Genomic DNA, 25,294 nt, shown 5'->3' with positions numbered 1-25,294 from the left:
TGCTGTAGCGCTGCTCTAGCGCTGGTCCCCGGTGTAGAGAGCCTCGATGTCGGCGGCGAAGTCCTTCACGATGAGGTTGCGCTTGACCTTGAGCGTCGGCGTCAGGTGGCCGCTCTCCTCGGTGATGTCCGCGGCCAGCACGGTGAACTTCTTGATCTGCTCCGGCCTGGACACCATGCTGTTGGCCCGGTCGACCGCGCCCTGCACCTCCGCCAGGATCCGCGCGTCGGCGCGCAGCTCGGCGGGCGCGGCGGAGGACAGCCCGTTGGCGGGCGCCCACTGCTCCAGCGCCTCCGGGTCCAGGGTGATCAGGGCCGCCACGAACGGCCGCCCGTCACCCACGACCATGGCCTGGGAGATCAGCGGATGCGCCCGCAGGGCGTCCTCCAGCGGGCCCGGCGCGACGTTCTTGCCCGCGGCCGTCACCAGGATCTCCTTCTTGCGGCCGGTGATGCTCAGGTAGCCGTCGGCGTCGAGCTCGCCCACGTCGCCCGTGTGGAACCACCCGTCGGCGTCGAGCACCTCGCCCGTGGCCTCGTCGTTGTGCCAGTAGCCGCCGAACACGTTGCGCCCCCTGGCCAGCACCTCGCCGTCGTCGGCGATGCGCAGGGTGACGCCCGGCAGCGGCTTGCCCACCGTGCCGATCTTGTTGGCGCCCGGCATGTTGACCGAGCAGGGGGCGGAGGTCTCGGTCAGGCCGTAGCCCTCGAAGACCTCGATGCCGACGCCCTTGAAGAAGTGGCCCAGCCGCTCGCCCAGCGCCGATCCGCCGGACACCGCCGCCGACAGCCTGCCGCCTGTAGCCGCGCGGAGCTTGCCGTACACGAGCCTGTCGAACAGGGCGTGCCGCAGCCGGAGCCCGACGCCCGCCCCGCCGGCGCTCTCGGCCTTGCTCCAGGCGACGGCCACGTCCACGGCGCGGGCGAAGATCTTGCCCTTGCCGCCCGCGATGGCCTTCTGCTCGGCGCTGTTGTAGACCTTCTCGAAGACCCGGGGCACGCCCAGCAGGAAGGTCGGCTTGAAGTCCTGGAGGTCGGGGGCGACGTTCTTCATGTTCGGGGTGTGCGCGATGACCGCGCCCGCCTCGATGAGCACCACCTGGATCATGCGCGCGAAGATGTGCGCCAGCGGCAGGAACAGCAGCCCGGCCGGATCCTTGGCGGAGAACAGCGGCTCCAGCGGCCCCGACGCCACGTTGCGCGCCGTGAACAGCAGGTTGTCGTGGGTGATCAGGCAGCCCTTGGGCCTGCCGGTGGTGCCGGAGGTGTAGACGACCGTCGCCAGGTCCGACGCGGTCACCCGCGCCCTGCGCCCGGCCACCTCGGCGTCCTCGACGCCGGAGCCGTCGAGGGCGGCGTCGACCCGCCAGACGTTCTTCAGCGTGGGCGCGGCCTCCCGCACGGTCTCCTCGTGCGCGTCGAGCTCGACGAAGGCGGCCTTGACCTCGCTGTCGGACAGGATCCACCGGACCTGGTCGACCGAGGACGTCTCGTAGATCGGCACGGTCACCGCGCCGATCGTCCAGATCGCGTAGTCGATGAGGGTCCACTCGTAGCGGGTGCGCGACACCAGCGCCACCCGGTCGCCGTGCTCGATCCCGGCCGCGACCAGCCCACGGGCGAGCGCCACCACCTGGTCGCGGAACTCGCCGGCGGTCACGACGGGCCAGTCGTCACCGATCTTGCGGCGCATGATGACCCTGCCGGGCTCCCGCTCACCCCGCTCGAAGACGGTGTCGGTCAGACAGGCTGAGGCGGGAACATCCACCAGCACGGGGACGCTGTACTCGCGCACGGATCCACACTCCTCCGGGTGCACGCCACGGATGACGGCCTGGACGTTACCGGGTTAAGTTACGCGCCGGTAGCCCTCGTCATCCAGGCGTTATGAAGGCCGTTCATCACGCTAGCAGTCCCGGCTCGTAAGATGCCCCGCATGAGGGTCCACGTGGTCAGCGACGTGCACGGCCGGACCGACGCGCTGGCCCGGGCGGGCGACGGCGCCGACGCCCTGATCTGTCTCGGCGACCTGATCCTGTTCATCGACTACGCCGACCACGCGCAGGGCATCTTCGCCGACCTGTTCGGCGCGGAGCAGGCCGGCAGGTTCATCGCCCTGCGCACCGCCAAGCGGTTCGACGAGGCCAGGGCCATGGCCGCCACGCTGTGGGCGAGCCTCGGCGGCGACCCGCGCGAGCACATCGAGCGCAACGTGCGCGCCCAGTACCGCGACCTGTTCGCCGCCATGCCGGTGCCCTCCTACCTCACCTACGGCAACGTGGACATCCCGCGCCTGTGGGGCGACTATCTGCGGCCTGGCCAGCGGGTGCTCGACGGCGAGAGCGTGGAGATCGGCGGCCTGCGCTTCGGTTTCGTCGGCGGCGGCCTGCGGACCGACTACCGCACGCCGTACGAGATCAGCGACGAGGAGTACGCCGCCAAGGTGGCTGCCGTCGGAGAGGTGGACGTGCTGTGCTGCCACATCCCGCCCGCGGTGCCGGAACTGCTCTACGACGTGGTCGCCAGGCGCTTCGAGCGGGGCAGCGAGGCGACCCTGGAGGCGATCAGGCGCACGCAGCCGCGCTACGCCCTGTTCGGGCATGTGCACCAGCCGCTCCACCGGCGCACCCGCATCGGCCGCACCGAATGCGTGAACGTGGGTCATTTCCGGGGAAAAGGCGTTCCGTACGTCCTCGAATGGTGAGAACCGGAGTCCACCGCGATCGACCGATTCTGCACTACGGTGGTCGCATGGCTGATCGCACCACTTCGAGCATCACCATCGACGCCGGCCGCGCCGCCGTGATGGCGGTCATCGCCGACCTGGCGGCCTACCCCGAGTGGGCCGGGCAGGTGAAGAGCACCGAGGTGCTCACCACGGGCGCCGACGGCAGGCCGGAGACGGTCCGGTTCGTCCTCGACGCCGGCGTGATCAGCGACACCTACACCCTCGCCTACACCTGGCAGGACGACCGGAGCGTCAGCTGGCGGGTGGCCGAGCCCGGCAAGATGGTCTCGCGGCTCGACGGGAGTTATCTGCTCGGCGACACGGGCAGGGGGATCGAGGTGACGTACGAGCTCGCGGTCGACCTCGCCGTCCCCATGATCGGGATGATCAAGCGCAAGGCGGAGAAGGTGATCGTGGACACCGCCCTCAAGGGGCTCAAGAAGCGCGTCGAAGGCCGCTGAAGGTGAGCCCCCGGGTCCTGCTCTTCACCGGCAAAGGCGGCGTCGGCAAGACTACCGCCGCGGCGGCCACCGCCACCCTCGCCGCCAAGCGCGGGCTCAAGACGCTGGTCGTCTCCACCGACACCGCCCACTCGCTGGCCGACGCGCTCGACGTGCGGCCGGATCGTGATGATCTGGAGGTCGCGCCGGGTCTTCACCTGCACCAGGTCGACACCCAGGCGACGATGGAGCGCCACTGGGGCGAGCTGCAGGACTACGCCCGCAACCTCCTGATCGAGCTGGGCCTGGACGAGATCACCTCCGAGGAGATCACCGTCCTGCCCGGCGCCGAGGAGATCATCGCCCTGCTGGAGCTGCGCGAGCACGCCCGCGAGGGCCGCTGGGACGTCATCGTCGTCGACTGCGCCCCCACCGCCGAGACGCTGCGGCTGCTCGCCCTGCCCGAGGCGCTCGAGTGGCACATGACCAGGCTGATGCCCGTCGGCCGCAAGCTGATGCGGCTGGTCTCCCCGTTCGTGCGCGGCGTGGCCCGCGTCAGCACGCCGGGGGAGGAGGTGATGGGCGCGGGTGAGCGCCTCCACCGCGGCCTGCTGGAGGTCCGCGAGCTCCTCACCGGCGACCGGGCCTCGGTGCGCCTGGTGCTCACCCCCGAGTCCGTGGTGCTCGCCGAGGCCCGCCGCACCCTCACCTCGCTCAACCTGTACGGCTACCGCGTCGACGCCGTCATCGCCAACCGGGTCTTCCCCGCCGGTGGCGCCGACGAGTGGCGTGCTCAGTGGGTGGCCGCCCAGTCCCGGCTGCTGGCCGAGGCGGAGGAGTCGTTCGCGCCGCTGCCCATCCACGTCGTCCCCTACCTGCCGGCCGAGCCCGTGGGGAAGGACGCGCTGGCCGAGGTCGGCGCGGTGCTCTACGGCGAGGCCGACCCGTTCGCCGCCCCCACGGCGCCGCCGCCGCTGCGGCTGGCCGCCGACGAGCTGACCCTCGCCCTGCCCGGCGCCGAGCGGGGTGACGTCGACCTGGCCCGCAAGGGCGACGAGCTGATCATCACGACGGGCCCGTACCGGAGGATCCTGGCGCTGCCCTCGTCGCTGGCCCGCCGGAAGATCAGCGGCGCGGTGCTCCGCGACGGCGTCCTCCGGGTACGGTTCACCTCGGAGGCGAAACCCGACGAAGCTAACGTTACGGGCCACCCGGATGCGGGACCGGCCGCGACGTGAGCCACGAGGGTGAGCGCACGAGCCGGGAGGGCACATGACAGACAACACCGCTAACAACGACAGGGATCCCATCGGGACCGTCGCGGAGGAGGCGCGCAAGCTCTTCGACGCGATCCAGGGACGCGCCACCCGCCAGGTCGGCAAGAGCGTGTTCAACTCCTTCACGGGCGGGGGCGGCTCCCGCACGGAGAAGGACGTGTGGGGCGAGGCGGTCTCCGAGCCCGAGGACGAGTACATCTGCCGCGCGTGCCCCTTCTGCCGGGCCATCGCCGCCCAGCGTGAGGCGGCCGCCGCGGGGGCCGCGTCCGGTGTCGGCGGCGCGGCCGGCGACGTCGCCGGGCACATCATGGCCGCGGGCGGCGAGCTGTTCGCCGCGTTCCGTCAGGCCCTTGACTCGCTGAACAAGCCGGCCGCCCCCCGTACACCGCGAGACGACGACGGCCGCGACAATGTGGAACACATAGATCTGGGATAAAGGGGACATCGGTAATGCTCACGATCGGTGTGGACATCGGCGGCACCAAGGTGGCCGCGGGTGTGGTCGACGATGACGGAACGATCGTCGCCCACACACTCAGGCCGACCGCCGCCGACCGGCCGGACGTGGTCGCCGACACGGTCGCCGACGTCGTGCGCGAGCTGTCGCAGGGCCGGCAGATCGAGGCCGTCGGCATCGGCGCGGCCGGGTTCGTCGACGAGACCCGCTCGATCGTGCGCTTCGCCCCCAACCTCGCCTGGCGCGAGGAGCCGCTGCAGAAGAAGATCAGCGGGCTGGTCGGGCTGCCCGTCGTGGTGGAGAACGACGCCAACGCCATGGCCTGGGCCGAGGTCAGGTTCGGCGCCGGCCGCGGGCAGTCCCACGTCATCTGCCTGACCGTCGGCACCGGCATCGGCGGCGGCATCGTCTTCGACGGCCGCCTCTACCGGGGCCGGTGGGGGATGGGCGCCGAGCTGGGCCACATGCAGGTGGTGCCGGACGGGCGCCTGTGCGGATGCGGCCGCCACGGCTGCTGGGAGCAGTACGCCAGCGGCAACGCGCTGGTCGCCGACGCCAGGGAGACCGCCAGCGCGCACCCGGAACGGGCCGAGATCCTCATCGGGCTGGCCGGCGGCAAGATCGAGGGCGAGGAGGTCACCGAGGCGGCCCGGCAGGGTGACAAGGCCTCGCTCGACGCGTTCGCCACCGTCGCCGACTGGCTCGGTCAGGGCATGGCCGACCTCGCCGCGGTGCTCGACCCCGGCTGCTTCATCCTGGGCGGCGGCGTGTCCCGCGCCGCCGACCTGTTCTTCGACCGGGCCCGCGAGGCGTTCGAGGAGCGGCTGACCGGCAAGGGGCACCGGCCGGTCGCCGACGTGCGGCTGGCCGAGCTCGGCGCCTCGGCCGGCCTGGTGGGCGCCGCAGACCTGGCCCGCAGGCGCTGACCGGCGCGCTGACCCATGGTGGGCCGTACGTGACCGTCAGGGCCGCCACCTACAACGTGCGCGGCCTGAGGGACAGCGTCCCGGCCCTGCGGCGGGTGATCAGCGCCATGCGCGCCGACGTCGTGTGCGTCCAGGAGGCGCCCCGGCTGCTCAACTGGCGGGCCAGGCGCCGGGACCTGGCCGCCCGGTGCGGCCTGCGGGTCGCCGCGGGCCGCAGGCGCGGCGGCGTGGCCGTGCTCACCGGCCCCCGCGTCGAGGTGCTGCACGCCGAGAGCCACCTGCTCAGCGTCATCGCCGGCCTGGAGACCCGCGCGCTGGCCGTCGCCGTCGTGGCGGTCGAGGGGGTCCGGCTCGCTGTCGGCTCCCTCCACCTCGATCTCAGGGAGCCGGCCAGGCTCCGGCACGCCGCCGAGGCGATGGCGCTGATGCGCCGCGCGGCCTCCAGGTTCGACGCCGGGATGCTGCTGGGCGGCGACCTCAACGAGCACCCGCACCAGCCCACCTGGCGCTACCTCGCCGCCCAGCTCACCGACTGCTACGCCGCCGCGCCCGGTGACGACGGGCTCACCTTCCCCGCCAGGCGGCCCCAGCATCGCATCGACGCGCTGTTCGCCACGCGCGACACGCGCGTCGCCTCCTGCGGCGGCGTGGCCGCCGCGAACGCCGATCTGACCGAGGCGAGCGACCATCTGCCGGTCCTCGCCGAGTTGCGAGTTGTCCCGTAACGGGCAATCGACACCGCTCACCCAATAGCATTTGCTCATGACCCGTCGCACTCTGCGGCGTGCGCTCACCTTGATCCTGGCGACGTCCGTGGCCCTGCCTGCGGCTTCACCCGCCGCGCACGCCGACCCCCGCCACACCGACCCCCGCCACACCGACCCCCGCCCCGCCGCCATTGACGCGTGGCAGGAGTCGAGCACCGTACGCCTGACGGCCGACGGATCGCTGTCCGACGTGCTGGCCCTGTCCTCCGGCGACGTGTGGGCGGTCGGCCAGCAGCAGATCTGGGACGTGTGGAAGAACCGCGGCACGATCCGCCACTGGAACGGCGAGCGCTGGAGCGAGGTCGCCATCCGCGACTCCACCGGCGCCGGCAACCTGCGTGCCGTCTCCGCCTCGGCCGGCCAGGTGTGGGCGGCCGGAGACGGCCACGACGGCCTGCCCTACCTCGCCCGCGGCGACGTGAACGGCTTCGACCGGGTCAGGCCGGAGGGGCTGCGCAGCGGCGACTGGCTCGGCGGGGTCTACGCCGGCGACGAGCGCGTGGTGGCGGTCGGCAGCCGAGACGACAACGGCCTGATCGTCGGCTGGCACGAGGGTGAGTGGACCTTCCAGGTCACCAAGGAAGAGGGCGCCCTCTACGCGGTGGCCGGCGCGTTCGCCGTCGGCGACACCGGCACGGCGCCGCTCATCATGCACCACACCGGCGACACCTGGAAGTCCATGCCGGTGCCGCACATCCCGGGCGGCTACCTACGCGACATCCAGGTCGACAGCGGCAAGCGGGCGCTGGCCGTCGGCGGCGTCTACCGCGGCCCCGGCGCGGTGGAGCCGCTCGCGCTCGCCTGGAACGGCAAGCGCTGGCGGCAGCTGGCGCTGCCGATCCGGTCCGTGCGCCTGTACGGCGTCACGGGTGACGGCAAGGGCCACTACTGGATCTCCGGGTACGACCCGGAGCGCGCGGCGGAGCCGTTCATGCTGCGCTGCGACAAGCGCTCGTGCGAGGTCATCCGCGGCGGCGAGGTGGAAGGCAGGAGCAGCGTCAGGCTGCAGGCCGTCACCTACCTGGCGGGCAAGCAGGCGGTGTGGGCGGTCGGGCACGCCGTGGACGCCCGGGAGCGCTACACCGACGTGGTGGAGTCCTTCGGGCCCGGTGTCCCCGAGCCCGCCAAGTCCTAGCGTCCTGGGCCTCGCGTCCTAGAGGACCGCTCCGTCGTCCCAGCCGTCGTTGCCGGGCGGGCCGTCGCCCATCCGCACCACCAGCGCCACGAACCCGCCGATGAACGCGGCCACGGCGGTGAACAGCGCCCAGCCGTCCATGTGCCAGTCGGCCACCGCCGCGACCAGCAGATAGGCGGGGCCGCCGAACAGCGCCACCCACGCGAGCTTGGTCGTCAGGTCCAGCTTGGGCAGCGGGGGCGGCACGGGAGGCTCGAAGTGCCCCTCGTCCTGCTCCTCGTCGTCCTCCTCGGACTCGTCGGTCGCCTGGCCGGCCTCGTCCCGCTCGCCGGGCGGCTGCTCGTCGTCGAACTCCTCCGGCGGCTTCACCACCCGGCGCAGGGGCTCGGCGGGGACGTTCTCGCTGTCCGGCCATGGCTGGTCAGCCGAGTCGCGCTCGGCCGTGTCGTTGAAGGACGCGACGATCTGCCGCCAGACCTCGTCCTCGTCACTCTGGGGCGTCACCTAGATCGGCCTCTCCGCAGCGATCGCGACTTCCCCCTGGGTGCGATCAGTCCCTCTGCAAGGGTACCGAGGCATGTGTCCGGATGAAGTCGAGGCTCCCGGCAAAGATCCTGTCGGCATCGTTGTCCAGCGTCGCAACATGGTAGCTATCGGTAAGCTCCTCGATCGTGGCCTGAGGCACCTTCTGGCGAATGATCGCCACGCTTTTCGGTTTCACCACGTGGTCGTCGGCGCTGTGGAAGACCAGCAGCGGCTGCACCACCCGGTGGAGATCGGCCTGGACCAGCGACCACAGCTCGGGCAGCGACGCGGCCGCCTTCACCGGAGTGCGGGCATAGGCCAGCTCGGACACTCCCGGCTTCTTCACATCGTTGGCCACCCCCGGCACTGACGCGATGAACCACTTGAGCACCGGCGCCAGCCGCAGCAGCGGCACGTCGTTGGTGATCGAGGGATTGACCACCATAACGCCTCTGATCGCCTCGCCGTGCACCTCGGCCAGCCGCAACGCCAGGCAGCCGCCCAGCGACAGCCCCGCCACGAACACCTCCGCGCAGCGGCCCTGGAGGTCCTTGAACGCCTTGTCGACCTCGGCGTACCAGTCCTCCCACCGGGTGTGGTTCATCTCCTGCCAGGTGGTGCCGTGTCCGGGCTGCCGGGGCAGCGACACGCTCACCCCGTGCCCGGCCAGATGCTCGCCCCACGGCCGGAGCGACTGCGGGGTGCCGGTGAAGCCGTGGCACAGCAGCACACCGACCTCGCCTGCTTGGTGGTGGTACGGCTCAGCGCCTGGCATGAGCGGCATAACAGCTCCTCCATGCAATTTCATCCCCGAACTGCCCGATCGTCGCACGATCTGGGGCAATTGTGCGAGCGCTGGTGTAGGAGCATCGGGGTCTAGGTGGAATGATGACTACGCTTGAGACCAAAGCATGAGGAAGAGGTGGCCGGGTGTTGTACTGGGTGGTCAAGGCCATCTTGGGGCCGATCCTCCACATCGTCTTCCGCCCATGGGCCGAAGGCGTCGAGAACGTGCCCAAGCAGGGGCCGGCCATCCTGGCCGGAAATCATCTGTCCTTCGCCGACCATTTCTTCGGCCCGCTGAATCTGCGCCGCAAGGTCATCTCACTCGGTAAGTCCGACTACTTCACCGGCCGTGGCATCAAAGGCTACCTCAGCAGGCTGTTCTTCAGCGGGGTCGGCACGGTGCCGATCGACCGCTCGGGCGGCAAGGCCAGTGAGGCCGCGTTGCGCACCGGCCTGCGCGTGCTGCGCGAGGGCCACCTGCTCGGCATCTATCCGGAGGGCACCCGCTCGCCCGACGGGCGCCTGTACAAGGGCAAGACGGGCGTCGCCAGGCTGGCGCTGGAGTCGCGCGCGCCGGTCGTCCCGTGGGCGATGATCAACACCTTCGAGATGATGCCTCCGGGGAGCCACCTGCCCAAGCTGGGCATCCGGCCCGGCATCCGGTTCGGCAAGCCGCTGGACTTCTCCCGCTACTACGGGATGGAGGAGGACCGGCTGGTGCTGCGCGCGGTGACGGACGAGATCATGTACGCCCTGATGGAGCTGTCGGAGCAGGAGTACGTCGACAAGTACGCCGCCAGCGCCAAGGTGGAGATGGAGCGCGCGGCCCGCGCGACCGGCGGCTGAGCCGACCACGCCGGGTCACCGGCGCAGCGCCTGCTCCGTCTTGCGCATGGCGGTGGTCATCGACTCGAGCTCTTCCCGGGTGAGCTGGTCGATCAGGAAGGCGCGCACCACGTCCACATGACCGGGGGCCACCCGGCGCAGGCACTCCAGCCCGGCCTCGGTGATCACGGCCAGGACGCCCCGCTCGTCGGACGGGCAGGTGGTCCGCTCGACCAGCCCCGTCTTCTCCAACTGGGTGATCTGGTAGGTAAGCGCGCTTTTCGACGCCACGACGACCCTGGCGAGCTCTGACATGCGCATCTGTCGGCCCGGTGCGTCTGCCAACCGGACCAGGACCTCGTATTGTGGATGGGTCAGCCCGGCGGCCGATTTGAGCTGCTCCTCAATGCGCCGTTCGAGCAGATGTGTGGTGGACACAAAGGCGCGCCAGGCCGCCATTTCTGTCGCGTCGAGCCACCGGGTCTCTGTCACCGCCCAAGTGTACTGGTTGTTCACTTTTGTACTTCGCGCTAACCTGCTGGTTCAAATCTGAACAAACAATGAGGAGTCAGGATGATTGACCAGGCGCGTAATGTCTCACTGCTGCTCGCCCGGGTGGCCATCGGGGTGATCTTCCTGGTGCACGGCTACCAGAAGTTCGCGACGATGGGCATCGCGGGCACCACCAAGTTCTTCGAGTCGGTCGGGATCCCGCTGGCCGGTGTGGCCGCCCCGCTGGTCGCGGCGCTCGAGGTGGCCGGCGGCATCGCGCTGATCCTCGGCGTCGGGCTGCCCATCGCCGGGACGTTGCTGGCGCTCGACATGGTGGGCGCGATCCTGTTCGTGCACCTGTCGGCCGGTTTCTCGGCGGCCGAGGGCGGCTACGAGTTCGTCCTGGCGCTCGCGGCGGCCAGCCTGGCCATCGGCTTCACCGGCGGCGGCGCGCTGGCGCTCGACACCGTGCTCGGCCGCCGCCGCACGCCGGCGTCCGTCTCCGCCTGACGCCCTGTACGCGGCCCCCGTCCAGCGGTCGGTCCAGCCGTCCGAGCAGTGCGGCGGTCGGATCAGTCCGGGCGTCAGGACAGGTGGGCCCGGATCTGCCTGATGTGCTCGGGAGTGGTGCGGCAGCAGCCGCCGATCAGCGAGGCGCCCGCGGCCTGCCACTCCTTGGCCGCCTGGCCGTACTCCACCGGGTCGGCCGTGCCCGTCCACCGCCGTCGCCCGGCGTCCCAGGTCTCCCCCGAGTTGGGGTAGACCACCACCGGCAGCCTCCCGGTGAGCGAGGCGATCAGGCCGGGGATGTGGCGCGGCGCCGTGCAGTTGGCGCCGACGGCCACCACCTGCGAGTCGCCGGTGAACAGCGCGGCCGCCTCGGTGATCGGGGTGCCGTCGTTGAGGTGGGCGGCGTCACGGCAGGAGAAGCTCACCCACACCTTGACGGCGGGCGTCTCGGCCAGCAGCCTGGCCAGCGCCTTCGCCTCGTCGTAGGAGGGGATGGTCTCGCAGGCCAGCAGGTCGGCCTCGGACGAGGCGAGGATCTCCCAGCGCGGCCGGTGCCAGGCGAGCAGGCCGTCCTCGTCGAGGTCGTAGTCGCCGGTGTACTCGGCGCCGTTGGCCAGGAAGGCGCCGTAGGGGCCGATCGAGGCCGCCACCAGGCCGCCGCCCGCCTCGTCGCGGGCCTGCGCCGCCAGCTCCACCGACAGCCTCATCAGCCGCTCCGCCCGCGCCGCGTCCAGGCCCCTGCGGGCGAAGCCGGGCAGGGAGGCCTGGTAGCTCGCGGTCGTGGCCACGTCCGCCCCGGCGGAGAAGTAGGCCGCGTGCGCGCTCCTGATGAGCGCCGGATCCTCCAGGAGCAGCCGCGCAGACCAGAGCTCGTCGCCGAGATCGGCGCCGAGTGCTTCGAGTTGGGTGGACAGGCCACCGTCGAGGACGAGTGTGGTCACCCGTCCAGAGTATGGTCCCGGCGCCGCTGCCCGCCCCCCGCGAGCCGGCCGATCTCATCCTGACCTGCCGGCTCGCGGCCACCGGTACGCCCGCGGCGAGCGACGCCGCCCGGCCGGGTCAGGCGCGCTTCCAGAAGGGGCGGTGAGGGGTGTCGGTGCCGGTCGTCGGTGAGCCTCCCGTCAGGGCCGTGAGGACCTCGACGGCGCGCAGCCGCAGCGCCTCCGGGTCGGCGCCCGGCTGTTCGGCCGCCTCCAGCTCGCGGGCCAGGGCGGCGAGCTCGGTGTGGCCGCCGAGGTAGGCCGCCAGTGCCGCCAGCCGGGAGCCGAGGTCGGCCAGGTAGAGCACGTCCGGGGTGCGCAGGGCCGTGAGCCGGTCGAGCTCCGCGACGAGCTGCGCCCTGACCGTGTCCAGGCCGTGCGGCGCGGGACCGGGCGGTGCGGACCGGGCGAACATCGGCGCGCGCGGGTGGCCTCCCGGCCTTCCGGCGGGCGGCATCCCGGCCGGTGGCATCCCGGCGGGCCCGGGCTCCGCGCCCAGGGCGGCGGAGAAGCCGGGGTCGGGCGCGGCCATGGTGCTCAGCCCCCGGGGAGACTGCGCCGCCATCGCGGCGAAGCCGAAGGACATCGGCGCGCTCGGCGGCTGTTCCCAGCCGCTCGGCGGCTCCACCGGCTGGATGACGCGGTGCTCGGGGCCGCCCTCGGCGACCTGCCGGCTGTCCACCGCCACGTACGCGGTGAACCGGCACAGCACGCCGTACTCCAGCGAGACGCGGACGATCTCCGCCTCCAGCTCGTGCTCGCCCATGGCGTACCGGTCCTCCAGCTCACGCAGGTGAGCGCGCGCCCAGACGGCGCGGATGGCCGGATTGTCCACGACGCCGCCAGGCACGCGCTGCTCCCACGGCGCGCCCGCCGCCAGCCCGCGCACGGTCACCGATGAGCCGCCCCGATAGCGGCCGTGCACCCGCAGCGGCACGCCGGGGAAGATGCCGCCCAGGTGGGTGACCGTACCCGGCTCGACGTCGAGGTCTTTCAGCGACAGGTCGGTCACCAGCGGCGCGCCGATCCGCCGGTGGATCTGCTCCATGGCGGCGTCCAGCCGGTCCTCCGACTCCACCAGCTCACAGCGGCCCGCGCCGAGCCCGGCCAGCCGGCCGAGGAAGGCGGCGTTCACCGCCCGGTCGATGCCGACCGCGTGCACCCGCATGGCCGACAGCGCCCCGCCGACCTGCTCCAGGATCTGGTCCTCGTTGCCCACCTGGCCGTCGGTGACCAGCACCACGACCCGCTCTCGGTCGTGCGGGCCGTCCAGCAGGGCGATGGCCTGGCGCAGCGGTTCGAGCAGCTCGGTGCCGCCCCGCGCGTCCACCCGCGCCAGGTGCTCGACCGCGCGGTAGCGCCGGCGGTCGGATCCTTCGGCGAGGCCCTCGAAGGCGGACTCCACCACCGAGTCGAAGGTCAGCACCGCGAAGCGGTCCTGCGGGGTGAGCGTGTCCACGATGCGGGCCGCCGCCCTGCGCGCGGCGACCATCTTCCAGCCGCCCATGCTGCCCGACCGGTCCAGCAGCAGCACCAGGTCGCGCGGCCGGCGGGCCGACTCCAGCTCCGGCGGCACGACGGTCAGCGCGAACGTCCCGGCACCGTCGAGCCGCAACGACGTGGACGCGTCGAACGCCAGCCGCAGGATGAAGTCGCGGTCCAGCCGCTCGCCGGGGCGCAGCCGTACGGTGCCGGCCTCCTCCTCCACCACGTGCAGGCTGGAGGCGAGCTCCCGCAGCTCCAGCCCGCCCGCGTCGACCGTGGCGGTGAGGCTGAGCCGGACCGGGTCCGGGAAGCCGGGCAGCAGGACCGGAGGAGTGATCCGGGAGGCGTCGGGCACCGCGTCGGTGTCGGGCGCGGTGCCGTCACCGGCGGGCGGGCTGTCGATCGGGCTGCCGGGGATGTAGCGCGGCGCGACGACCAGCGGGAAGCGGAAGGTGGCCGCCCCGTCCTCGTACGGCAGCGGCTGGCTCATCGTCAGCCTGATCGTGACCCGCTCGCCGGGCAGGATGTTGCCCACCCTGATGGTGAACACGTCGGGGCGGTCCTCCTCGGCGATCGCCGCCCGCCTGCCCTCACGCAGCGCCCGGTCGTAGTCGGCCCTGGCCTGGCCGCGCTCCTTCAGGACGCCCTCGATCACCCGGTCGTCCGCCTCCATGGTGAACGCCGTCACCGCCGCCCTGTCGGGCAGCGGGAAGACATAGGTGGCCTCCAGGGTGACGTCGAACGGGTTGCGGAACCCCTGCGTCACCTCGACTCCGGCGTCGAGCCCGGCGATGCGGGCGGCCACGTCGACGCTGTCCAGCGGCAGGTTGCCGCGCTCGGTCCGCAGCGCGCCGAACCCGGCGTCGGGCAGCGGTGCGCATCGGGCGGGCTCGAGCGACGTGATCCTCATGTCAGTTTCCTCTCTTCGAGCACCGCGAGCAGCGGTCCCGCCGCTGCGAGCACGGCTTGTACGTCGTCCTTCGTCAGGGTGCGACCCGCGCCGTCGAACAGCAGCGACACCCCACCCCCCAGCCGGACCCCGCGCACCGGAGCCCCCGCCGCGCCCTCGCCCGCGCCGTCGCCCTCGGTCGTGGTGCCGGTCGTGGTGCCGGGCATGGTGCCGGGCATGGTGTCCGGCCGGGCGGACGCGGTGTCCGCGGGGCTTCTGGTCCAGAACCTGGTTGCCTGGCCGTCCGGAGGCGGTGCCGCCGGCGCCGGGCGCTGGGCACCGGATCCGGCGGCCTCCTCCAGCATCGCGTCCGTCGCACCGGCCAGGGTCGCCTGGATGTCGGCGATGGACATCCCGCCGGCCTGCATCCGTTTGACGGCCACGAGCTGGAGCAGGTGACGCCTGCCGTACCGGGCGATCCTGCCGCGCCGCGACAGCGGTGGGTCGACGAGCCCGATCGTGGTGTACCACCTGATCAGGCGCTCGCCCGGCACGTCGCGGACCCGGCCGTTGAGCGGCTGGCCGTGCGCGCGCAGCGCGTCGGCCGCGTGCTCCGCCAGCTCGCCGATGGTCCAGGTGTCGCTCATATCTCCACAGTGACACTGTCACTATTGCACTGTCAAGGATAGCGGTGACCAGCGGGAATGAAGGCCGGATCGGCGGGGAGGGGTAGGACATGGCTACGATTTCCGGCCCGCTCTCGGGCGACGACAAGACCACTACCGTCCAGGCACTCCAGGGTGCCCTGATCGATCTCATAGACCTCTCGCTGGTCGCCAAGCAGTCCCACTGGAACGTCATCGGCTCCCACTTCCGGCCGATCCACCGGCAACTCGACAAGGTCACGGACCTCGCGCGCAAGCACGCCGACACCGTCGCGGAGCGGCTTTCGGCGCTGGGCGCCAACGCGGACGGCCGCGCGGCCACGGTCGCCAAGTCCACCAAGCTCCCGCAGCCCGAACTGGGCTGGATCGAGGACGGCAAGGTGGTGGCGACCCTCACCGACCTTCTCGACGGGATCAGCAGGCGGATGCGCGAGCGCATCGACGCCACGGAAGAACCGGACCTGGTCACCCAGGACATCCTGATCGCCGTCGCGCGCGACATCGAGCAGCAGCACTGGATGTTCCAGGCGCAGCGCTGAGCGACGCCCGTCAAGCCCGGGAGCCGACCGGCCCCGGGCTTCCGCGTGCCACCCCGGCCGGGTGCGTGGTCAAGCGTGCCGGCTCGGCCGGGTGCCTGATCAAGCGTGCCACCCCGGCCCGGCGTGTGATCAAGTGTGTCGGCTCGGCCGGGTGCGTGGTCAAGCGTGCCGCCTCGGCCGGGTGCGTAATCAGGTCGTAAGAGCTGGACCGTTTCCGTGGATCTAGCGTGGCTGGTCATGACCAACCGCGCGCAGATCGTCGTGCTCGCCAAGCGGCCCGTGCCCGGCCGGGTGAAGACCCGGCTGACCCCGCCCCACACCCCCGGCGAGGCGGCCGCCCTGGCGGCGGCCTGTCTGCAGGACACGCTCGCCGCCGTGGCGGCCACACCCGCCGCCGGCCGGGTGCTCGCGGTCGACGACCCGCGATGGACGGCTCCCGGCTTCTCGATGATCGAGCAGCGAGGGGGCGGGCTCGACGAGCGGCTGGCCTGGGCCTTCCAGGACGCCTACGCGGCCGACCCCGCGCCCGTCGTGCTGATCGGCATGGACACCCCGCAGATCACGCCCGTGCTGCTCAGCCGGGCAGGTGAGGCGCTGGACGAGGCCGACGCGGTGCTCGGGCCGGCGAGCGACGGCGGCTACTGGCTCCTGGGGCTGCGCGTGCCCGATCCGGCGCTGCTGCTGGGCGTGCCCATGTCCCAGCCGTGCACGGGTGAGGCCCAGCTGCGGCGGCTGCGCGACGCCGGGCTGCGGGTGGCGTCGCTGCCGCGCCTCACCGACGTGGACGACGCCGCCACCGCCCGCGAGGTCGCCGCCACGGCCCCGGACACCCACTTCGCCGCCACCCTGGCCGGCCTCGGCTCGTCGGCCGCGAGCGGCCTTCCGTACACCGGATCGGGAACCGGCTCGTCGGCCGCGAGCGGCCTTCCGTACGCCGGCGCGTCGCGGCCGGCGGTCCCACCGGGGACCGGCTCGTCGTCGGTGGTCCCATCGGGGACCGGCTCGTCGTGGCCGGCCGTCGGCTCGGGGCGGGGGGCGCGATGATCGGGCCGTTGTACGCCGACTCGCTGGAGGGGGCGGAGGTCGAGCTCGAGTACGCCGACGGCCGCCGGGGACCGCTGGACGCCACCCGGTGGCTGGAGCCGATCGACGGGGACGAGGCGATGCTGTCGCGGTGCGGCGGGCCCACCCTCGACGTGGGCTCCGGTCCCGGGAGGCTGACCGTCGCGCTCACCAGGCGCGGCGTCGCCGCGCTCGGCATCGACATCACCCCGCACGCGGTACGGCTGACCCGCCGGGCGGGCGGGCTGGCCCTGTGCCGGGACGTGTTCGGCCAGGTGCCGGGGAGCGGCCGCTGGGCCACGGTGCTGCTGGCCGACGGGAACATCGGCATCGGCGGCGATCCGGTCGCGCTGCTGGGCCGGGTTCGGGAGCTGGTCAGGCCGGGCGGGGAGGTGATCGCCGAGGTGGCGGCGCCGGAAACGGCCGGCGCGGTGGACCGGGTCCGCCTGCGCCACGGCGGCGTCGTCGGCGCCTGGTTCCCGTGGGCGACGGTGTCGGTGTCCGAACTGCCCGCTCTCGCCGCGCGCACCGGTCTCACCCTGACACATCGGTGGCAGGAGGCCGGACGCTGGTTCGCCGTGCTGCGACAGGGGATGTACGGCGGGTGAGTTTCCACGGTGTTCGATCTCGGTATCCCCTGCCATTCATGTCCGTGCGGTCGACTAGCGTGGCGTCTAGAGGGAGGCCTGACGATGTCCCGCAAGACTCTTCTGCGCGCGGGCCCGCTCTGGCAGGGCGGCGAGAGCCCGTACGGCCCGATCGGGGAGCCCGGCGCCGTCGCCGGCCTGGCGCTTCCCGCCGGTTTCCGCGGCAGGGTGGTGGCCCGGTCCGGGCACAAGGTGGCCGGGCTGACCTGGCACGCCGCGCCCGACGGCGGCGCCTGCTTTCCTGACGGCACGGGCTGGATCTACGTGTCCAACTCGGGGCTGCCGCTGGTCGGTGGCGCCTCGGCGCTGTGCTTCCGGGCCGACGGCTCGATCGGCGACGCCTACCGCATCCTGTCCGGCACCGAGCTCAACCGCTCGGGCGGGGCGACGCCCTGGCACACCTGGCTCTCCTGTGAGCTCGGCCATCGCGGGCGCGTCTTCGAGTGCGACCCCTACGGCACCCGCGCGGCCCGGCCCCGGCTGGACATGGGGCGCTTCAAGCACCAGGCGGCCGCCGGCGATCCGGACCGGCAGGTGGTCTACCTCACCGAGGGCGAGCGTGACGGCTGCTTCTACCGGTTCCGGCCGGGGGACTGGGGTGACCTGACCGAGGGCAGGCTGGAGGTGCTGTGCGCCTCCGGCGCCTGGGAGCCGGTGCCGTCGCCGGCCGCCCTGCTCAAGGGGACCCGCCACCAGGTGCGCGGCGCGCGCCGCTTCGACGGCGGCGACGCCTGCCACTACGCGGGCGGCGTCTGCTTCTTCACCACCCGCGGCGACGGCGCCCTGTGGGCGTACGACGCGCGGACCTCCACGCTCGACCGGATCGCCTTCGGCGGCGTGGCCGGGGCGATGGCCGGGGTCGTGGCCCTCACGTCCGCGCCGTCCGGCGACCTCTACGTGGCCCGGCGGGGCGGCCGGATCGACGTGGTCACCCCGGACCGGACGGTCGCGCCGTTCCTCAGGCTCGACGGGCCGGCGGGCCTTGAGCTGACCGGGCTGGCGTTCGCGCCCGGCGGCGGGCGGCTCTACTTCTCCGCCAGGCGCGGCCGCACCGGCGGCGACACCTTCGAGGTGGCGGGGGCGTTCCGCACGGCCTGGCCCGGCGAGGCCGCGTCGAGCGGGTGAGGGCGAGGTGCCTAGGCCAGGTAGCGGGTGAGGGCGAGCTTGAGCTCGGCCACGAGCTCCTCGGCGCGCTCGGGGGACGCCGTGGAGACCAGAGGCATGACGGCCTTGACCATCGCCACGGCCATGGTCCCCATCAGCTGGGCGCGCTCCTCGGGCAAGCCGGGGGAGCGGCGCCGGAGCAGCGCGGCGACCTGGCGGGCGACGGCGTCGTGCAGCGCCTGCGAAGCCGCGGCCAGCCGGTCGCCGGTGGCGCTGCCGTACAGGAGCGACCAGTAGGCGGGTGAGCGGCCCTTGAAGGCGACGCTCTCGTCCACCAGCCCGCTGACCAGCGTCTCCAGCGGCGTCTCGGAGGAGACGGCGGCGAGGGTCGCGTCCCAGAACTCCTGCCGCTCGACGGTGTAGCGGGACACCAGGGCGTCGAGGATCTCCTCCTTGTTGCGGAAGAACTGGTAGAGGGAGCCGGGTGACAGGCCCGCCCTGGCGGCGACCTGGTTCGTGGTCATCTCCGGATAGCCGACCTCGGCGATGACGAGCTGCGCCGCGTCGAGGATCTCCGCCATGCGCTTCAGGCCGCGCGCCTGCCGGCGCACGGTGCGCTCAGCCATGGGGCACCACGTTGACAAATACGAGCATTTACTTGTATTCCTTGGTCCAATGAGTAAAACACGAGTAGTTTACCGAGTTTTTCCCGGGGATCGAGGGCGGACGTGATGTTGATCACGGAGAGGCGGCCGGTGCGCGATGAGGCCGGGCCGCCGCTGCGCAGGCTGGGGTTCTTCCTGGTGAGGAGGCGGCGGGCGGTGCTGGGGGTGGCCCTGGCGCTCGCCGTCGTGGCCGGCGTGCTCGCCGCGGGGGCGGTGCCGCGGCTGTCGCTGTCCAGGTTCGAGGCGCCCGGATCGGAGTCCGACCGGGCGCAGGCCGAGCTGGTCGAGCGGTTCGGCACGGGCAGCCCCGACATGATCTTCCTGGTGACCGCGAGGCGGGGGACGGTCGACGACCCCGAGGTCGCCGCCGCCGGGCGGGAGCTGGCCGAGCGGGTCGCGCGGCACGAGGGCGTGGCGGAGGTCGAGTCCTACTGGAGCCGGGGCCGGCCCGCGACGATGCGCAGCGGCGACGGTGCGCACGCGCTGATCCTGGTGCGCGTCCCCGGTGACGCCGACCATGTGCGGGCGACGGTGCTGCCCCGGCTCGTGCCCGACATCACCCGGGGCGGCGACCTGCTCCAGGTGCGTGCCGGAGGCGGCGAGGAGGTCTTCAGGGCGACCGTGCCGCTGGCCAGGGACGACTTCGTACGCGCCGAGCTGGTGATCTTCCCGCTGGCCTTCGCGCTGCTCTGGCTCTACCTGCGGCGCGCGGTCGCCGCGCTGGTGCCGATCCTGGCCGGCGTGTTCGCCATGGCCGTCGCGCTGGCGCTGCTGCGTATCCCCCTGCTGTTCGTGGACGTCTCCACCTTCGCCCTGAACCTGACCCTCGCCATGGGCCTGGGACTCGGCATCGACTACTGCCTGATCATGATCTCGCGGTTCCGGGAGGAGGTGCGCGCCGGGCGGGACCGGGCGGCGGCCGTCGCCGGGACCGTGCAGCACGCCGGGCGGACGGTGATCTACAGCGGGCTCACCGTCACCGCCTCGCTCGCCGTGCTGTTCGCGCTGCCGTTCGACTTCCTGCGGTCCTTCGCGTACGGGGGCATCGCCGTCGTCGTCGGCGGCCTGATCGCGGCCGTCGTGGTGCTGCCCGCGGTGCTCGCCACGATCGGCGGCGCGCTGCTGCCACGGCGTGAGCCGAGCGCGCGGGGCGCCGGATTCTGGCACGGGCTGGCGATCCGGGTGATGCGGCGGCCGCTGCTGTACGGCGGGCTGGCCACGGCGCTGCTGCTCATGCTGGCCTCGCCGTTCCTGGGCCTGCGCCTGGGCACCGCCGACGACCGGATCCTGCCGCCGGACGCCGCGCCCCGGCAGACGCAGGACCTCATCAGGCAGACCTTCTCCGCCGAGGAGTCCGACGCCGTGCAGATCGTCTCCACGGGCGCCGCCGGCCAGGACGTGACGGGCTACGCCGGCGCGCTGTCCCGGGTGCCCGGGGTCGCCCAGGTGGACTCCGCCGCCGGGATCTTCGCGGGCGGGCAGCGGGTCGGCGACGGCGAGGTGTCCAGGTTCGCCGGCGGTGCGGGGACCTGGCTGTCGGTGGTGCCTTCGGCCGAGGCGATGGCCGGCGACCCCGTCCGGTTCGTCGACGCGGTGCGCGCCGTCCAGCCGCCCTTCCCGGCGCTGGTCGGCGGCTACCCGGCCGAGCTGGCCGACTACCGCGCCTCGGTGGTCGACCGGCTGCCGCTGCTGCTCGGGCTGATGCTCGGCGTGACGTTCCTGGTGCTGCTGCTCATGACGCGCAGCGTGATCCTGCCGATCAAGGCGACCGTCCTGAACGTGCTCAGCCTCGGCGTCATGTTCGGCGCGATGGTCTGGATCTTCCAGGAGGGCAACCTGTCCGTGCTGCTCGGCTTCACCGCCACCGGCACGCTCGACACCAGCATCCCGATCCTCATGCTCTGCGTCGCCTACGGGCTGTCGATGGACTACGAGGTGTTCCTGCTGTCACGGATCAAGGAGGAGTACGACCGGACCGGCGACACGGAGGAGGCGGTGGCGGCCGGGCTGCAGAACGGCGCCCCGCTGATCACCGCCGCGGGCGGGATCCTGGCGCTCACGTTCGCCGCCTACCTCACCGCCTCGGTGTCGTTCGTGCAGATGCTCGGCCTCGGCATGGCGGTCGCGGTGCTGGTGGACGCGACCGTGATCAGGACGGTGCTGGTGCCGAGCCTGATGCGCCTGGCCGGGCCGCTCAACTGGTGGCCTAGAGGTCGCGCGACCACATCTGCTCGTTGACCTCGACGCCGTTCTCCATCCCCTTCTCCTGGGAGTCCAGCTCGAACCCGGCCGCCTGGTAGATGCGCCTCGCGCTCACCAGGCTGTCGCGGGTCCACAGCACGATCCGCTTGTAGCCCTCCGCCTTGGCGTGCCGCAGGCACTCCTCGACCAGCCGCCCGCCCAGCCCGAGCCCCCGGGCGGACGGCTCGACCAGCAGCAGCCGCAGCTGCGCGGTGGTGTCGTCCCGGCGCACGCAGAACACGCAGCCCGCGCGGGCCCCGCCGGCCTCGGCGATCCAGCACGTGTCGTGCGCCTGGTCGAAGTCGGCGACGATCCGCGCGACGGTGCGCTCGAAGTCCATGCCCCAGCCGTACTCCTGGGCGTAGAGCGCGCCGTGCCGCTGGACGACCCAGCTCAGGTCGCCGGCGCGCGGCGGCCTGATGAGGGTCTGCGGCCGCTCGGCGGGAGCGTCGAGCAGGCTCCTGATCGTCCGCATGCCGGCGACCAGCCGCTCCTGGCCGTCCTCCGGCAGCCCGGCGAGCAGCCGCTCGGCGTCCCTGTCGGAGCCGCTGTCGAGGGTGGCGAAGGCCTCGCCGCCCGCCGGGGTGAGGCGTACGACGTGCTTGCGGGCGTCGGTGGCCGAACGCTCCCTGACGATCAGCCCGTCGCCGTCGAACCGTGCCAGGATCCTGCTCAGGTAGCCGGCGTCCAGGTCGAGCAGCCCGCGCAGCTCGCCGGTCTCCATCTGGCCGGCGTGCGCCACCTCGAACAGCACCCTGCACTCGGTGAGGGAGTAGGGCGAGCTGTGCATGCCGGCCTGCAGCAGGCCGATCACCTTCGTGTAGAAGCGGTTGAACGCCCGGACCTCCGCGATCCTTGCCTCCGTCAACGAACTCATTGCCTCAGTCAAGCATGAGAGAATGGCCCTTGTGAAGAGGCACCTCCACATCGGCGGCTACGGCCCCGGCATCCTGACGATCGGCGAGGGGCTGACGCGGGTCGCCTCGCCGTCGTTCCTGGCCGCACACCCCGCACTGCCCGTCATCTACGCGGTGGGAGAGCTCTCCCAGGGCTGGATCACCGCCTACGGCGCGGAGGGCGGCACGCTCGCGCCGTGGGGCGAGCGCGCCAGCGAGGGCGACAGCCCCTGCCATGTCGCGGTCCACCCGTCCGGCGACCTGCTCGCGGTCGCCCACTACGGCGACGGCGTCGCCGGGCTGCACCGGCTCGACGAGCGCGGGCTGTTCACCGGCGAGCCGACCGTGCTCGGCCACCAAGGCTCGGGGCCGGTCGCGGACCGCCAGGAGGGTCCGCACGCCCACCAGTGCGTCTTCCAGGACGACCTGCTGTACGTCTCCGACCTCGGCACCGACGAGATCCGCCGCTACACGCTCGACGGCGTCGCGCTGGAGCCGATCGTGCTGCCGCCCGGCACCGGCCCGCGCCACTTCGCCTTCGCCGGCTCCCGCCTCTACGTCGCCGGCGAGCTCGACGGCAGTGTCACGCTGGTCGACGGCGAGCGGACCGTCCGTGTGCCGGCCTCCGCGACCGGCGCCGCCAACGCCCCTTCGCACCTGGAGCTCGCGGGCGACCTGGTCTACGTGGCCAACCGCGGCCCCGACACGATCTCCGTGCTGCGGGCCGACGACCTGACGCCGGTGGCGGAGGTGCCGTCGGGAGGCGCGTGGCCCCGGCACTTCGCCGTGGACGGCGAGCGCCTGTACGTCGCCAACCAGAATTCGGGCGGGGTCGCGGTGTTCGCGCTCAAGGACGGCGTCCCGGAGCCGACGGGTGAGGCGCACGAGGTGGAGAGCCCCGCCTGCGTGCTGCTCCGGTAGGCGGCCCCTACGCCTTCCCGTCGGTGATCGCGTCCAGTACGAGCTTGACGTACTCCTCGGCGGCCGCCTTGGTCACCCCGAGGTCGTTCAGCGCCCGAACGGCGGGCTCGTCCTCCACCGACAGGATGGCGAGCAGCAGGTGCTCGGTGCCCACGTAGTTGTGGCCGAGCCGCAACGCCTCACGGAGGGTGAGCTCCAGCGCCTTCTTGCCCTGGACGGAGAACGGGACGGACTCGGGCGTCGTGGCGCCCCCCGGCCCGAGCGTGGGCTCCACGGCCGCGCGCACCGCGTCGAGCGATGCCCCGGCCGCTCCCATGGCCTTGGCCGCCAGCGCGTGGGGCTCGTGCAGCAGGCCGAGCGTCAGATGGCCGACGCCGATGTGATCGTGTCCGAGGCGGCGCGCCTCGTCCTGGGCGCGCACGATCACCGTCCGGGCCCGGTCGGTGTAGCGGGTGAAGGTGCGCAGGTCGTCGGCCAGCGAGCCGGAGCCGCCCTCCTTGGGGACGAACCTCTTCTGCGCGGCCTGCTTGGTGACGCCCATGCTGCGGCCGATGTCGGTCCAGGAGGTGCCGGCGTGCCGGGCGCGGTCGACGAAGTGGCCGATCAGATGGTCGGCCACCTCGCCCAGGTGCTCGCCGAGGGTGACGGCGTCCGACAGCTCGCTCAGCGGGTCGTTGTCGGGGTGGCGGCTCCTGATCGCGTTGATCAGATCATCGAGACGAACGGAGTGTTCCATGCGTCAACCATAAGTTGACGCACCTCCATCGTCAACCATGGGTTGACGGTATCGGTTCTTGAGATCAGCACATGAGCGGGACGAGCGCGGGGAGGCACGAGCGCGTCGGTTGTGGATCCGACGGTTCGGGCTGCTGCGAGGGTGGCCGCTCGTCGGGTGGCGAAGTTTCGGCGGTTCCCTCGGCCGGGCTCTGACTCGGCGCGGGGGCGGGCGAGCCGGAAAGCGCCGGCGTGCTCGTCGGTGTGGAGACAGGCTGAGCGGTCGGCGTCGGCGTCGGGGTGGTGGCCGCCGGACGTGGGGACACGTGCCCGGATGGAGTCATGGCCGGCTGCGTCGCCGGCACCTGAAGGGCGGGCTCCACGTGCCTGTGCTGCTTGAGCGGTGGCTTGTCGCGTTTGGCCTCCTGCCTGGGCTTGCCGGTGATCTGGTCGGCGACGGTCTGACCGGCTACGGCCTGGTAGGCCAGGATGCCGCCCATGCTGACGGCGAAGACCAGTGCGGCGGCGATGGCCACCTTGGTCCATGACGGTTTTCCGCGCTGCACCGGTGTGGACGGCTCCTTTTCCGCGAGATGTCCGTGCCAGGCGCTCACCGTGTGCTTCTTGACCTTGGCGCCGGTGCGCTTGAGGTAATGCGTGTAGACGGCGGTCCCCACCGTGGTGCCGGCGCTCATGAGCGCGGCGCCGATCACGGTGCCCGCCACTCCGAGGTAGGAGGCGGCCACCGCGACGGTCACCGCGGCGAGAGCACTTCCCACGATCTGCGGCCCGGTCAGCTCGAATTTCCGACTCGGCCGATCCCCATCGGGGCCTGTCATCATTGGGGCCGCTCCGTACGCCGGCGAGGTGTTATCGATGGGTTCATCAGCTCGAGCCTAGATTCGTCACCCCGCACGGACCGGAAGACCCACCGCTGACCAGGACGGCTCTTTACCTGGAGATACGCGACCTGGAGATACGCGGCTGAGAAGTCACCACGATGGGCGTTACTCCCCGGTGGCCCCGTCCACCGACTCCCGGAGCAGATCGGCATGGCCGTTGTGCCGGGCGTACTCCTCGATCATGTGCAGCAGGATCCACCGCAGGCTGGGCGTCCGGCCATCGGGCCAGGAGCGCTGGGCCGGACGCTCCAGGCCGCCGTCTGCCAGCGCCTCCGCGACCAGGGTGCGGGAACGGGCCACGGTGTCCTGCCAGAGCTCGAGCAGGTGTTCGGGAGTGTCCTGCGCGGCCGAGTGCCAGGCCCAGTCGGGGTCGGCCGCCCAGTCCACCGCGTCCCACGGCGGCTGCCGGTCGTGCCCGTGCAGCCACCGGGAGAACCAGGAGTCCTCGACGTGGGCCAGGTGCTTGAGCATCCCGCCGAGGGTCATCGGCGAGGGGGCGATGGCGGCGCTCAGGCCGGCCTCGTCCAGCCCCGCGCACTTCCACGCGAGCGTCGCACGGTGGTAGTCCAGGAAGGCCAGGAGCATGGTGGTCTCGTCGGCTGCCGGGGGAGGCTCGGGACGGCCCTGCTCATCGAGGAGGATCACGGGCGGCGAGTCTACCGGTCTACCGGCGAGCTCACCGCCCGGCCAGAAACCGTCACGACGGACGGGCGGTGG

At 72.3% G+C, this 25,294-nt stretch carries 27 protein-coding genes; 15 read left to right on the top strand and 12 right to left on the bottom strand.

Features of this window, described 5'->3' with window-relative positions; translation table 11 throughout:
- Positions 1-15 precede the first annotated feature (15 nt).
- Positions 16-1,794: an AMP-dependent synthetase/ligase gene (locus tag ACIBQX_RS06140; RefSeq protein ID WP_397001136.1), complete on the bottom strand. Its 1,779-nt coding sequence runs from the start codon at positions 1,792-1,794 to the stop codon at positions 16-18.
- Positions 1,795-1,935: 141 nt separating this feature from the next.
- Here ACIBQX_RS06140 and ACIBQX_RS06135 point away from each other — a divergent pair, with 141 nt between their 5' ends.
- From ACIBQX_RS06135 to ACIBQX_RS06105, 7 genes are read left to right on the top strand one after another with little or no spacing between them, the layout of a single operon-like run.
- Positions 1,936-2,703 carry a metallophosphoesterase gene (locus tag ACIBQX_RS06135; protein WP_397001134.1) on the top strand — a complete coding sequence of 256 codons (768 nt, stop codon included), beginning with the start codon at positions 1,936-1,938 and terminating at the stop codon, positions 2,701-2,703.
- Between the two features lie 47 nt (positions 2,704-2,750).
- The gene (locus tag ACIBQX_RS06130; protein WP_397001132.1) at positions 2,751-3,188 is read left to right on the top strand and encodes an SRPBCC family protein; all 438 of its coding nucleotides are present in this window, start codon (positions 2,751-2,753) and stop codon (positions 3,186-3,188) included.
- A 2-nt stretch (positions 3,189-3,190) separates the two neighbouring features.
- Positions 3,191-4,405 (top strand): ArsA family ATPase, encoded by a 1,215-nt coding sequence (locus ACIBQX_RS06125; protein ID WP_397001130.1) that lies wholly within the window; start codon positions 3,191-3,193, stop codon positions 4,403-4,405.
- 34 nt (positions 4,406-4,439) lie between these two features.
- Positions 4,440-4,880 (top strand): hypothetical protein, encoded by a 441-nt coding sequence (locus ACIBQX_RS06120; protein ID WP_397001128.1) that lies wholly within the window; start codon positions 4,440-4,442, stop codon positions 4,878-4,880.
- A 14-nt stretch (positions 4,881-4,894) separates the two neighbouring features.
- Positions 4,895-5,827, top strand: a complete 933-nt coding sequence (locus ACIBQX_RS06115; RefSeq protein ID WP_397001126.1) for an ROK family glucokinase — start codon at positions 4,895-4,897, stop codon at positions 5,825-5,827.
- A gap of 29 nt (positions 5,828-5,856) precedes the next feature.
- The gene (locus ACIBQX_RS06110) at positions 5,857-6,552 is read left to right on the top strand and encodes an endonuclease/exonuclease/phosphatase family protein (protein WP_397001124.1); all 696 of its coding nucleotides are present in this window, start codon (positions 5,857-5,859) and stop codon (positions 6,550-6,552) included.
- A gap of 37 nt (positions 6,553-6,589) precedes the next feature.
- Positions 6,590-7,729, top strand: coding sequence for a hypothetical protein (locus ACIBQX_RS06105; protein WP_397001122.1), 1,140 nt, complete (start codon positions 6,590-6,592; stop codon positions 7,727-7,729).
- 18 nt (positions 7,730-7,747) lie between these two features.
- On the opposite strand, the gene ACIBQX_RS06100 is transcribed toward ACIBQX_RS06105, so the two are convergent.
- Together ACIBQX_RS06100 and ACIBQX_RS06095 are read right to left on the bottom strand one after the other, a co-directional pair.
- Positions 7,748-8,233, bottom strand: coding sequence for a hypothetical protein (locus ACIBQX_RS06100; RefSeq protein WP_397001120.1), 486 nt, complete (start codon positions 8,231-8,233; stop codon positions 7,748-7,750).
- A gap of 46 nt (positions 8,234-8,279) precedes the next feature.
- Positions 8,280-9,038, bottom strand: coding sequence for an alpha/beta hydrolase (locus ACIBQX_RS06095; RefSeq protein ID WP_397001118.1), 759 nt, complete (start codon positions 9,036-9,038; stop codon positions 8,280-8,282).
- A gap of 146 nt (positions 9,039-9,184) precedes the next feature.
- On the opposite strand from ACIBQX_RS06095, the gene ACIBQX_RS06090 reads away from it, so the two are divergent.
- Positions 9,185-9,886 carry a lysophospholipid acyltransferase family protein gene (locus ACIBQX_RS06090; protein ID WP_397001116.1) on the top strand — a complete coding sequence of 234 codons (702 nt, stop codon included), beginning with the start codon at positions 9,185-9,187 and terminating at the stop codon, positions 9,884-9,886.
- A 15-nt stretch (positions 9,887-9,901) separates the two neighbouring features.
- Here ACIBQX_RS06090 and ACIBQX_RS06085 read toward each other — a convergent pair whose 3' ends face one another.
- Complete coding sequence (locus tag ACIBQX_RS06085; RefSeq protein WP_397001114.1) at positions 9,902-10,357, bottom strand: MarR family winged helix-turn-helix transcriptional regulator; 456 nt, start codon at positions 10,355-10,357, stop codon at positions 9,902-9,904.
- A gap of 81 nt (positions 10,358-10,438) precedes the next feature.
- Here ACIBQX_RS06085 and ACIBQX_RS06080 point away from each other — a divergent pair, with 81 nt between their 5' ends.
- Complete coding sequence (locus ACIBQX_RS06080; RefSeq protein ID WP_397001112.1) at positions 10,439-10,867, top strand: DoxX family protein; 429 nt, start codon at positions 10,439-10,441, stop codon at positions 10,865-10,867.
- Between the two features lie 74 nt (positions 10,868-10,941).
- Here the strand turns inward: ACIBQX_RS06080 and mmuM are convergent, their stop codons facing one another.
- From mmuM to ACIBQX_RS06065, 3 genes are all read right to left on the bottom strand, one after another.
- Entirely contained in the window at positions 10,942-11,808 is an 867-nt protein-coding gene (mmuM, locus tag ACIBQX_RS06075) for a homocysteine S-methyltransferase (RefSeq protein ID WP_397001110.1), read from the bottom strand.
- A gap of 118 nt (positions 11,809-11,926) precedes the next feature.
- Positions 11,927-14,242, bottom strand: coding sequence for a VIT domain-containing protein (locus ACIBQX_RS06070; RefSeq protein ID WP_397001108.1), 2,316 nt, complete (start codon positions 14,240-14,242; stop codon positions 11,927-11,929).
- A complete protein-coding gene (locus ACIBQX_RS06065; RefSeq protein ID WP_397001106.1) occupies positions 14,239-14,868 on the bottom strand; it encodes a MerR family transcriptional regulator in 630 nt (209 codons plus the stop codon). The genes ACIBQX_RS06070 and ACIBQX_RS06065 overlap by 4 nt, the downstream gene beginning before the upstream one ends.
- Positions 14,869-14,957: 89 nt before the next feature.
- Here ACIBQX_RS06065 and ACIBQX_RS06060 point away from each other — a divergent pair, with 89 nt between their 5' ends.
- From ACIBQX_RS06060 to ACIBQX_RS06045, 4 genes are all read left to right on the top strand, one after another.
- A complete protein-coding gene (locus ACIBQX_RS06060; RefSeq protein ID WP_397001104.1) occupies positions 14,958-15,425 on the top strand; it encodes a Dps family protein in 468 nt (155 codons plus the stop codon).
- A gap of 237 nt (positions 15,426-15,662) precedes the next feature.
- Positions 15,663-16,469 carry a TIGR04282 family arsenosugar biosynthesis glycosyltransferase gene (locus ACIBQX_RS06055; RefSeq protein WP_397001102.1) on the top strand — a complete coding sequence of 269 codons (807 nt, stop codon included), beginning with the start codon at positions 15,663-15,665 and terminating at the stop codon, positions 16,467-16,469.
- On the top strand, positions 16,466-17,095 hold the full coding sequence (locus tag ACIBQX_RS06050) for a class I SAM-dependent methyltransferase (RefSeq protein WP_397001100.1): 630 nt from the start codon (positions 16,466-16,468) through the stop codon (positions 17,093-17,095). The genes ACIBQX_RS06055 and ACIBQX_RS06050 overlap by 4 nt, the downstream gene beginning before the upstream one ends.
- An 84-nt stretch (positions 17,096-17,179) precedes the next feature.
- Positions 17,180-18,259, top strand: a complete 1,080-nt coding sequence (locus ACIBQX_RS06045; protein ID WP_397001098.1) for an alkaline phosphatase PhoX — start codon at positions 17,180-17,182, stop codon at positions 18,257-18,259.
- Between the two features lie 11 nt (positions 18,260-18,270).
- Here the strand turns inward: ACIBQX_RS06045 and ACIBQX_RS06040 are convergent, their stop codons facing one another.
- Positions 18,271-18,864 (bottom strand): TetR/AcrR family transcriptional regulator, encoded by a 594-nt coding sequence (locus ACIBQX_RS06040; protein WP_397001096.1) that lies wholly within the window; start codon positions 18,862-18,864, stop codon positions 18,271-18,273.
- Positions 18,865-18,969: 105 nt separating this feature from the next.
- Between ACIBQX_RS06040 and ACIBQX_RS06035 the strand changes: the two genes are divergently transcribed.
- Entirely contained in the window at positions 18,970-21,141 is a 2,172-nt protein-coding gene (locus ACIBQX_RS06035; protein WP_397001094.1) for an MMPL family transporter, read from the top strand.
- On the opposite strand, the gene ACIBQX_RS06030 is transcribed toward ACIBQX_RS06035, so the two are convergent.
- Entirely contained in the window at positions 21,110-22,021 is a 912-nt protein-coding gene (locus ACIBQX_RS06030) for a GNAT family N-acetyltransferase (protein WP_397001092.1), read from the bottom strand. The genes ACIBQX_RS06035 and ACIBQX_RS06030 overlap by 32 nt on opposite strands.
- A 31-nt stretch (positions 22,022-22,052) precedes the next feature.
- Here ACIBQX_RS06030 and ACIBQX_RS06025 point away from each other — a divergent pair, with 31 nt between their 5' ends.
- A complete protein-coding gene (locus ACIBQX_RS06025) occupies positions 22,053-22,961 on the top strand; it encodes a lactonase family protein (protein ID WP_397001090.1) in 909 nt (302 codons plus the stop codon).
- A 7-nt stretch (positions 22,962-22,968) separates the two neighbouring features.
- On the opposite strand, the gene ACIBQX_RS06020 is transcribed toward ACIBQX_RS06025, so the two are convergent.
- From ACIBQX_RS06020 to ACIBQX_RS06010, 3 genes are all read right to left on the bottom strand, one after another.
- Complete coding sequence (locus tag ACIBQX_RS06020) at positions 22,969-23,697, bottom strand: Clp protease N-terminal domain-containing protein (protein ID WP_397001088.1); 729 nt, start codon at positions 23,695-23,697, stop codon at positions 22,969-22,971.
- Between the two features lie 64 nt (positions 23,698-23,761).
- Complete coding sequence (locus ACIBQX_RS06015; RefSeq protein WP_397001086.1) at positions 23,762-24,433, bottom strand: hypothetical protein; 672 nt, start codon at positions 24,431-24,433, stop codon at positions 23,762-23,764.
- Between the two features lie 249 nt (positions 24,434-24,682).
- Positions 24,683-25,222, bottom strand: coding sequence for a DinB family protein (locus ACIBQX_RS06010; protein WP_397001084.1), 540 nt, complete (start codon positions 25,220-25,222; stop codon positions 24,683-24,685).
- Between the last annotated feature and the right edge of the window lie 72 nt (positions 25,223-25,294).

Source organism: Nonomuraea sp. NPDC049714 (assembly GCF_044465295.1).
Lineage (GTDB): Bacteria > Actinomycetota > Actinomycetes > Streptosporangiales > Streptosporangiaceae > Nonomuraea.
This window is presented reverse-complemented; position numbering and strand designations above follow the sequence as displayed.

What these genes read in the sequence shown, in the direction of transcription:
- ACIBQX_RS06105 (WP_397001122.1), top strand. Translation starts at nt 6,590, where the DNA reads ATGACCCGTCGCACTCTGCGGCGTGCGCTCACCTTGATCCTGGCGACG.
- ACIBQX_RS06115 (WP_397001126.1), top strand. Translation starts at nt 4,895, where the DNA reads ATGCTCACGATCGGTGTGGACATCGGCGGCACCAAGGTGGCCGCGGGT.
- ACIBQX_RS06070 (WP_397001108.1), bottom strand. Translation starts at nt 14,242, where the DNA reads ATGAGGATCACGTCGCTCGAGCCCGCCCGATGCGCACCGCTGCCCGAC.
- ACIBQX_RS06120 (WP_397001128.1), top strand. Translation starts at nt 4,440, where the DNA reads ATGACAGACAACACCGCTAACAACGACAGGGATCCCATCGGGACCGTC.
- ACIBQX_RS06035 (WP_397001094.1), top strand. Translation starts at nt 18,970, where the DNA reads ATGTTGATCACGGAGAGGCGGCCGGTGCGCGATGAGGCCGGGCCGCCG.
- ACIBQX_RS06030 (WP_397001092.1), bottom strand. Translation starts at nt 22,021, where the DNA reads ATGAGTTCGTTGACGGAGGCAAGGATCGCGGAGGTCCGGGCGTTCAAC.
- ACIBQX_RS06080 (WP_397001112.1), top strand. Translation starts at nt 10,439, where the DNA reads ATGATTGACCAGGCGCGTAATGTCTCACTGCTGCTCGCCCGGGTGGCC.
- ACIBQX_RS06040 (WP_397001096.1), bottom strand. Translation starts at nt 18,864, where the DNA reads ATGGCTGAGCGCACCGTGCGCCGGCAGGCGCGCGGCCTGAAGCGCATG.
- ACIBQX_RS06135 (WP_397001134.1), top strand. Translation starts at nt 1,936, where the DNA reads ATGAGGGTCCACGTGGTCAGCGACGTGCACGGCCGGACCGACGCGCTG.
- ACIBQX_RS06065 (WP_397001106.1), bottom strand. Translation starts at nt 14,868, where the DNA reads ATGAGCGACACCTGGACCATCGGCGAGCTGGCGGAGCACGCGGCCGAC.
- ACIBQX_RS06020 (WP_397001088.1), bottom strand. Translation starts at nt 23,697, where the DNA reads ATGGAACACTCCGTTCGTCTCGATGATCTGATCAACGCGATCAGGAGC.
- ACIBQX_RS06130 (WP_397001132.1), top strand. Translation starts at nt 2,751, where the DNA reads ATGGCTGATCGCACCACTTCGAGCATCACCATCGACGCCGGCCGCGCC.
- ACIBQX_RS06055 (WP_397001102.1), top strand. Translation starts at nt 15,663, where the DNA reads ATGACCAACCGCGCGCAGATCGTCGTGCTCGCCAAGCGGCCCGTGCCC.
- ACIBQX_RS06095 (WP_397001118.1), bottom strand. Translation starts at nt 9,038, where the DNA reads ATGCCGCTCATGCCAGGCGCTGAGCCGTACCACCACCAAGCAGGCGAG.
- ACIBQX_RS06045 (WP_397001098.1), top strand. Translation starts at nt 17,180, where the DNA reads ATGTCCCGCAAGACTCTTCTGCGCGCGGGCCCGCTCTGGCAGGGCGGC.
- ACIBQX_RS06050 (WP_397001100.1), top strand. Translation starts at nt 16,466, where the DNA reads ATGATCGGGCCGTTGTACGCCGACTCGCTGGAGGGGGCGGAGGTCGAG.
- ACIBQX_RS06060 (WP_397001104.1), top strand. Translation starts at nt 14,958, where the DNA reads ATGGCTACGATTTCCGGCCCGCTCTCGGGCGACGACAAGACCACTACC.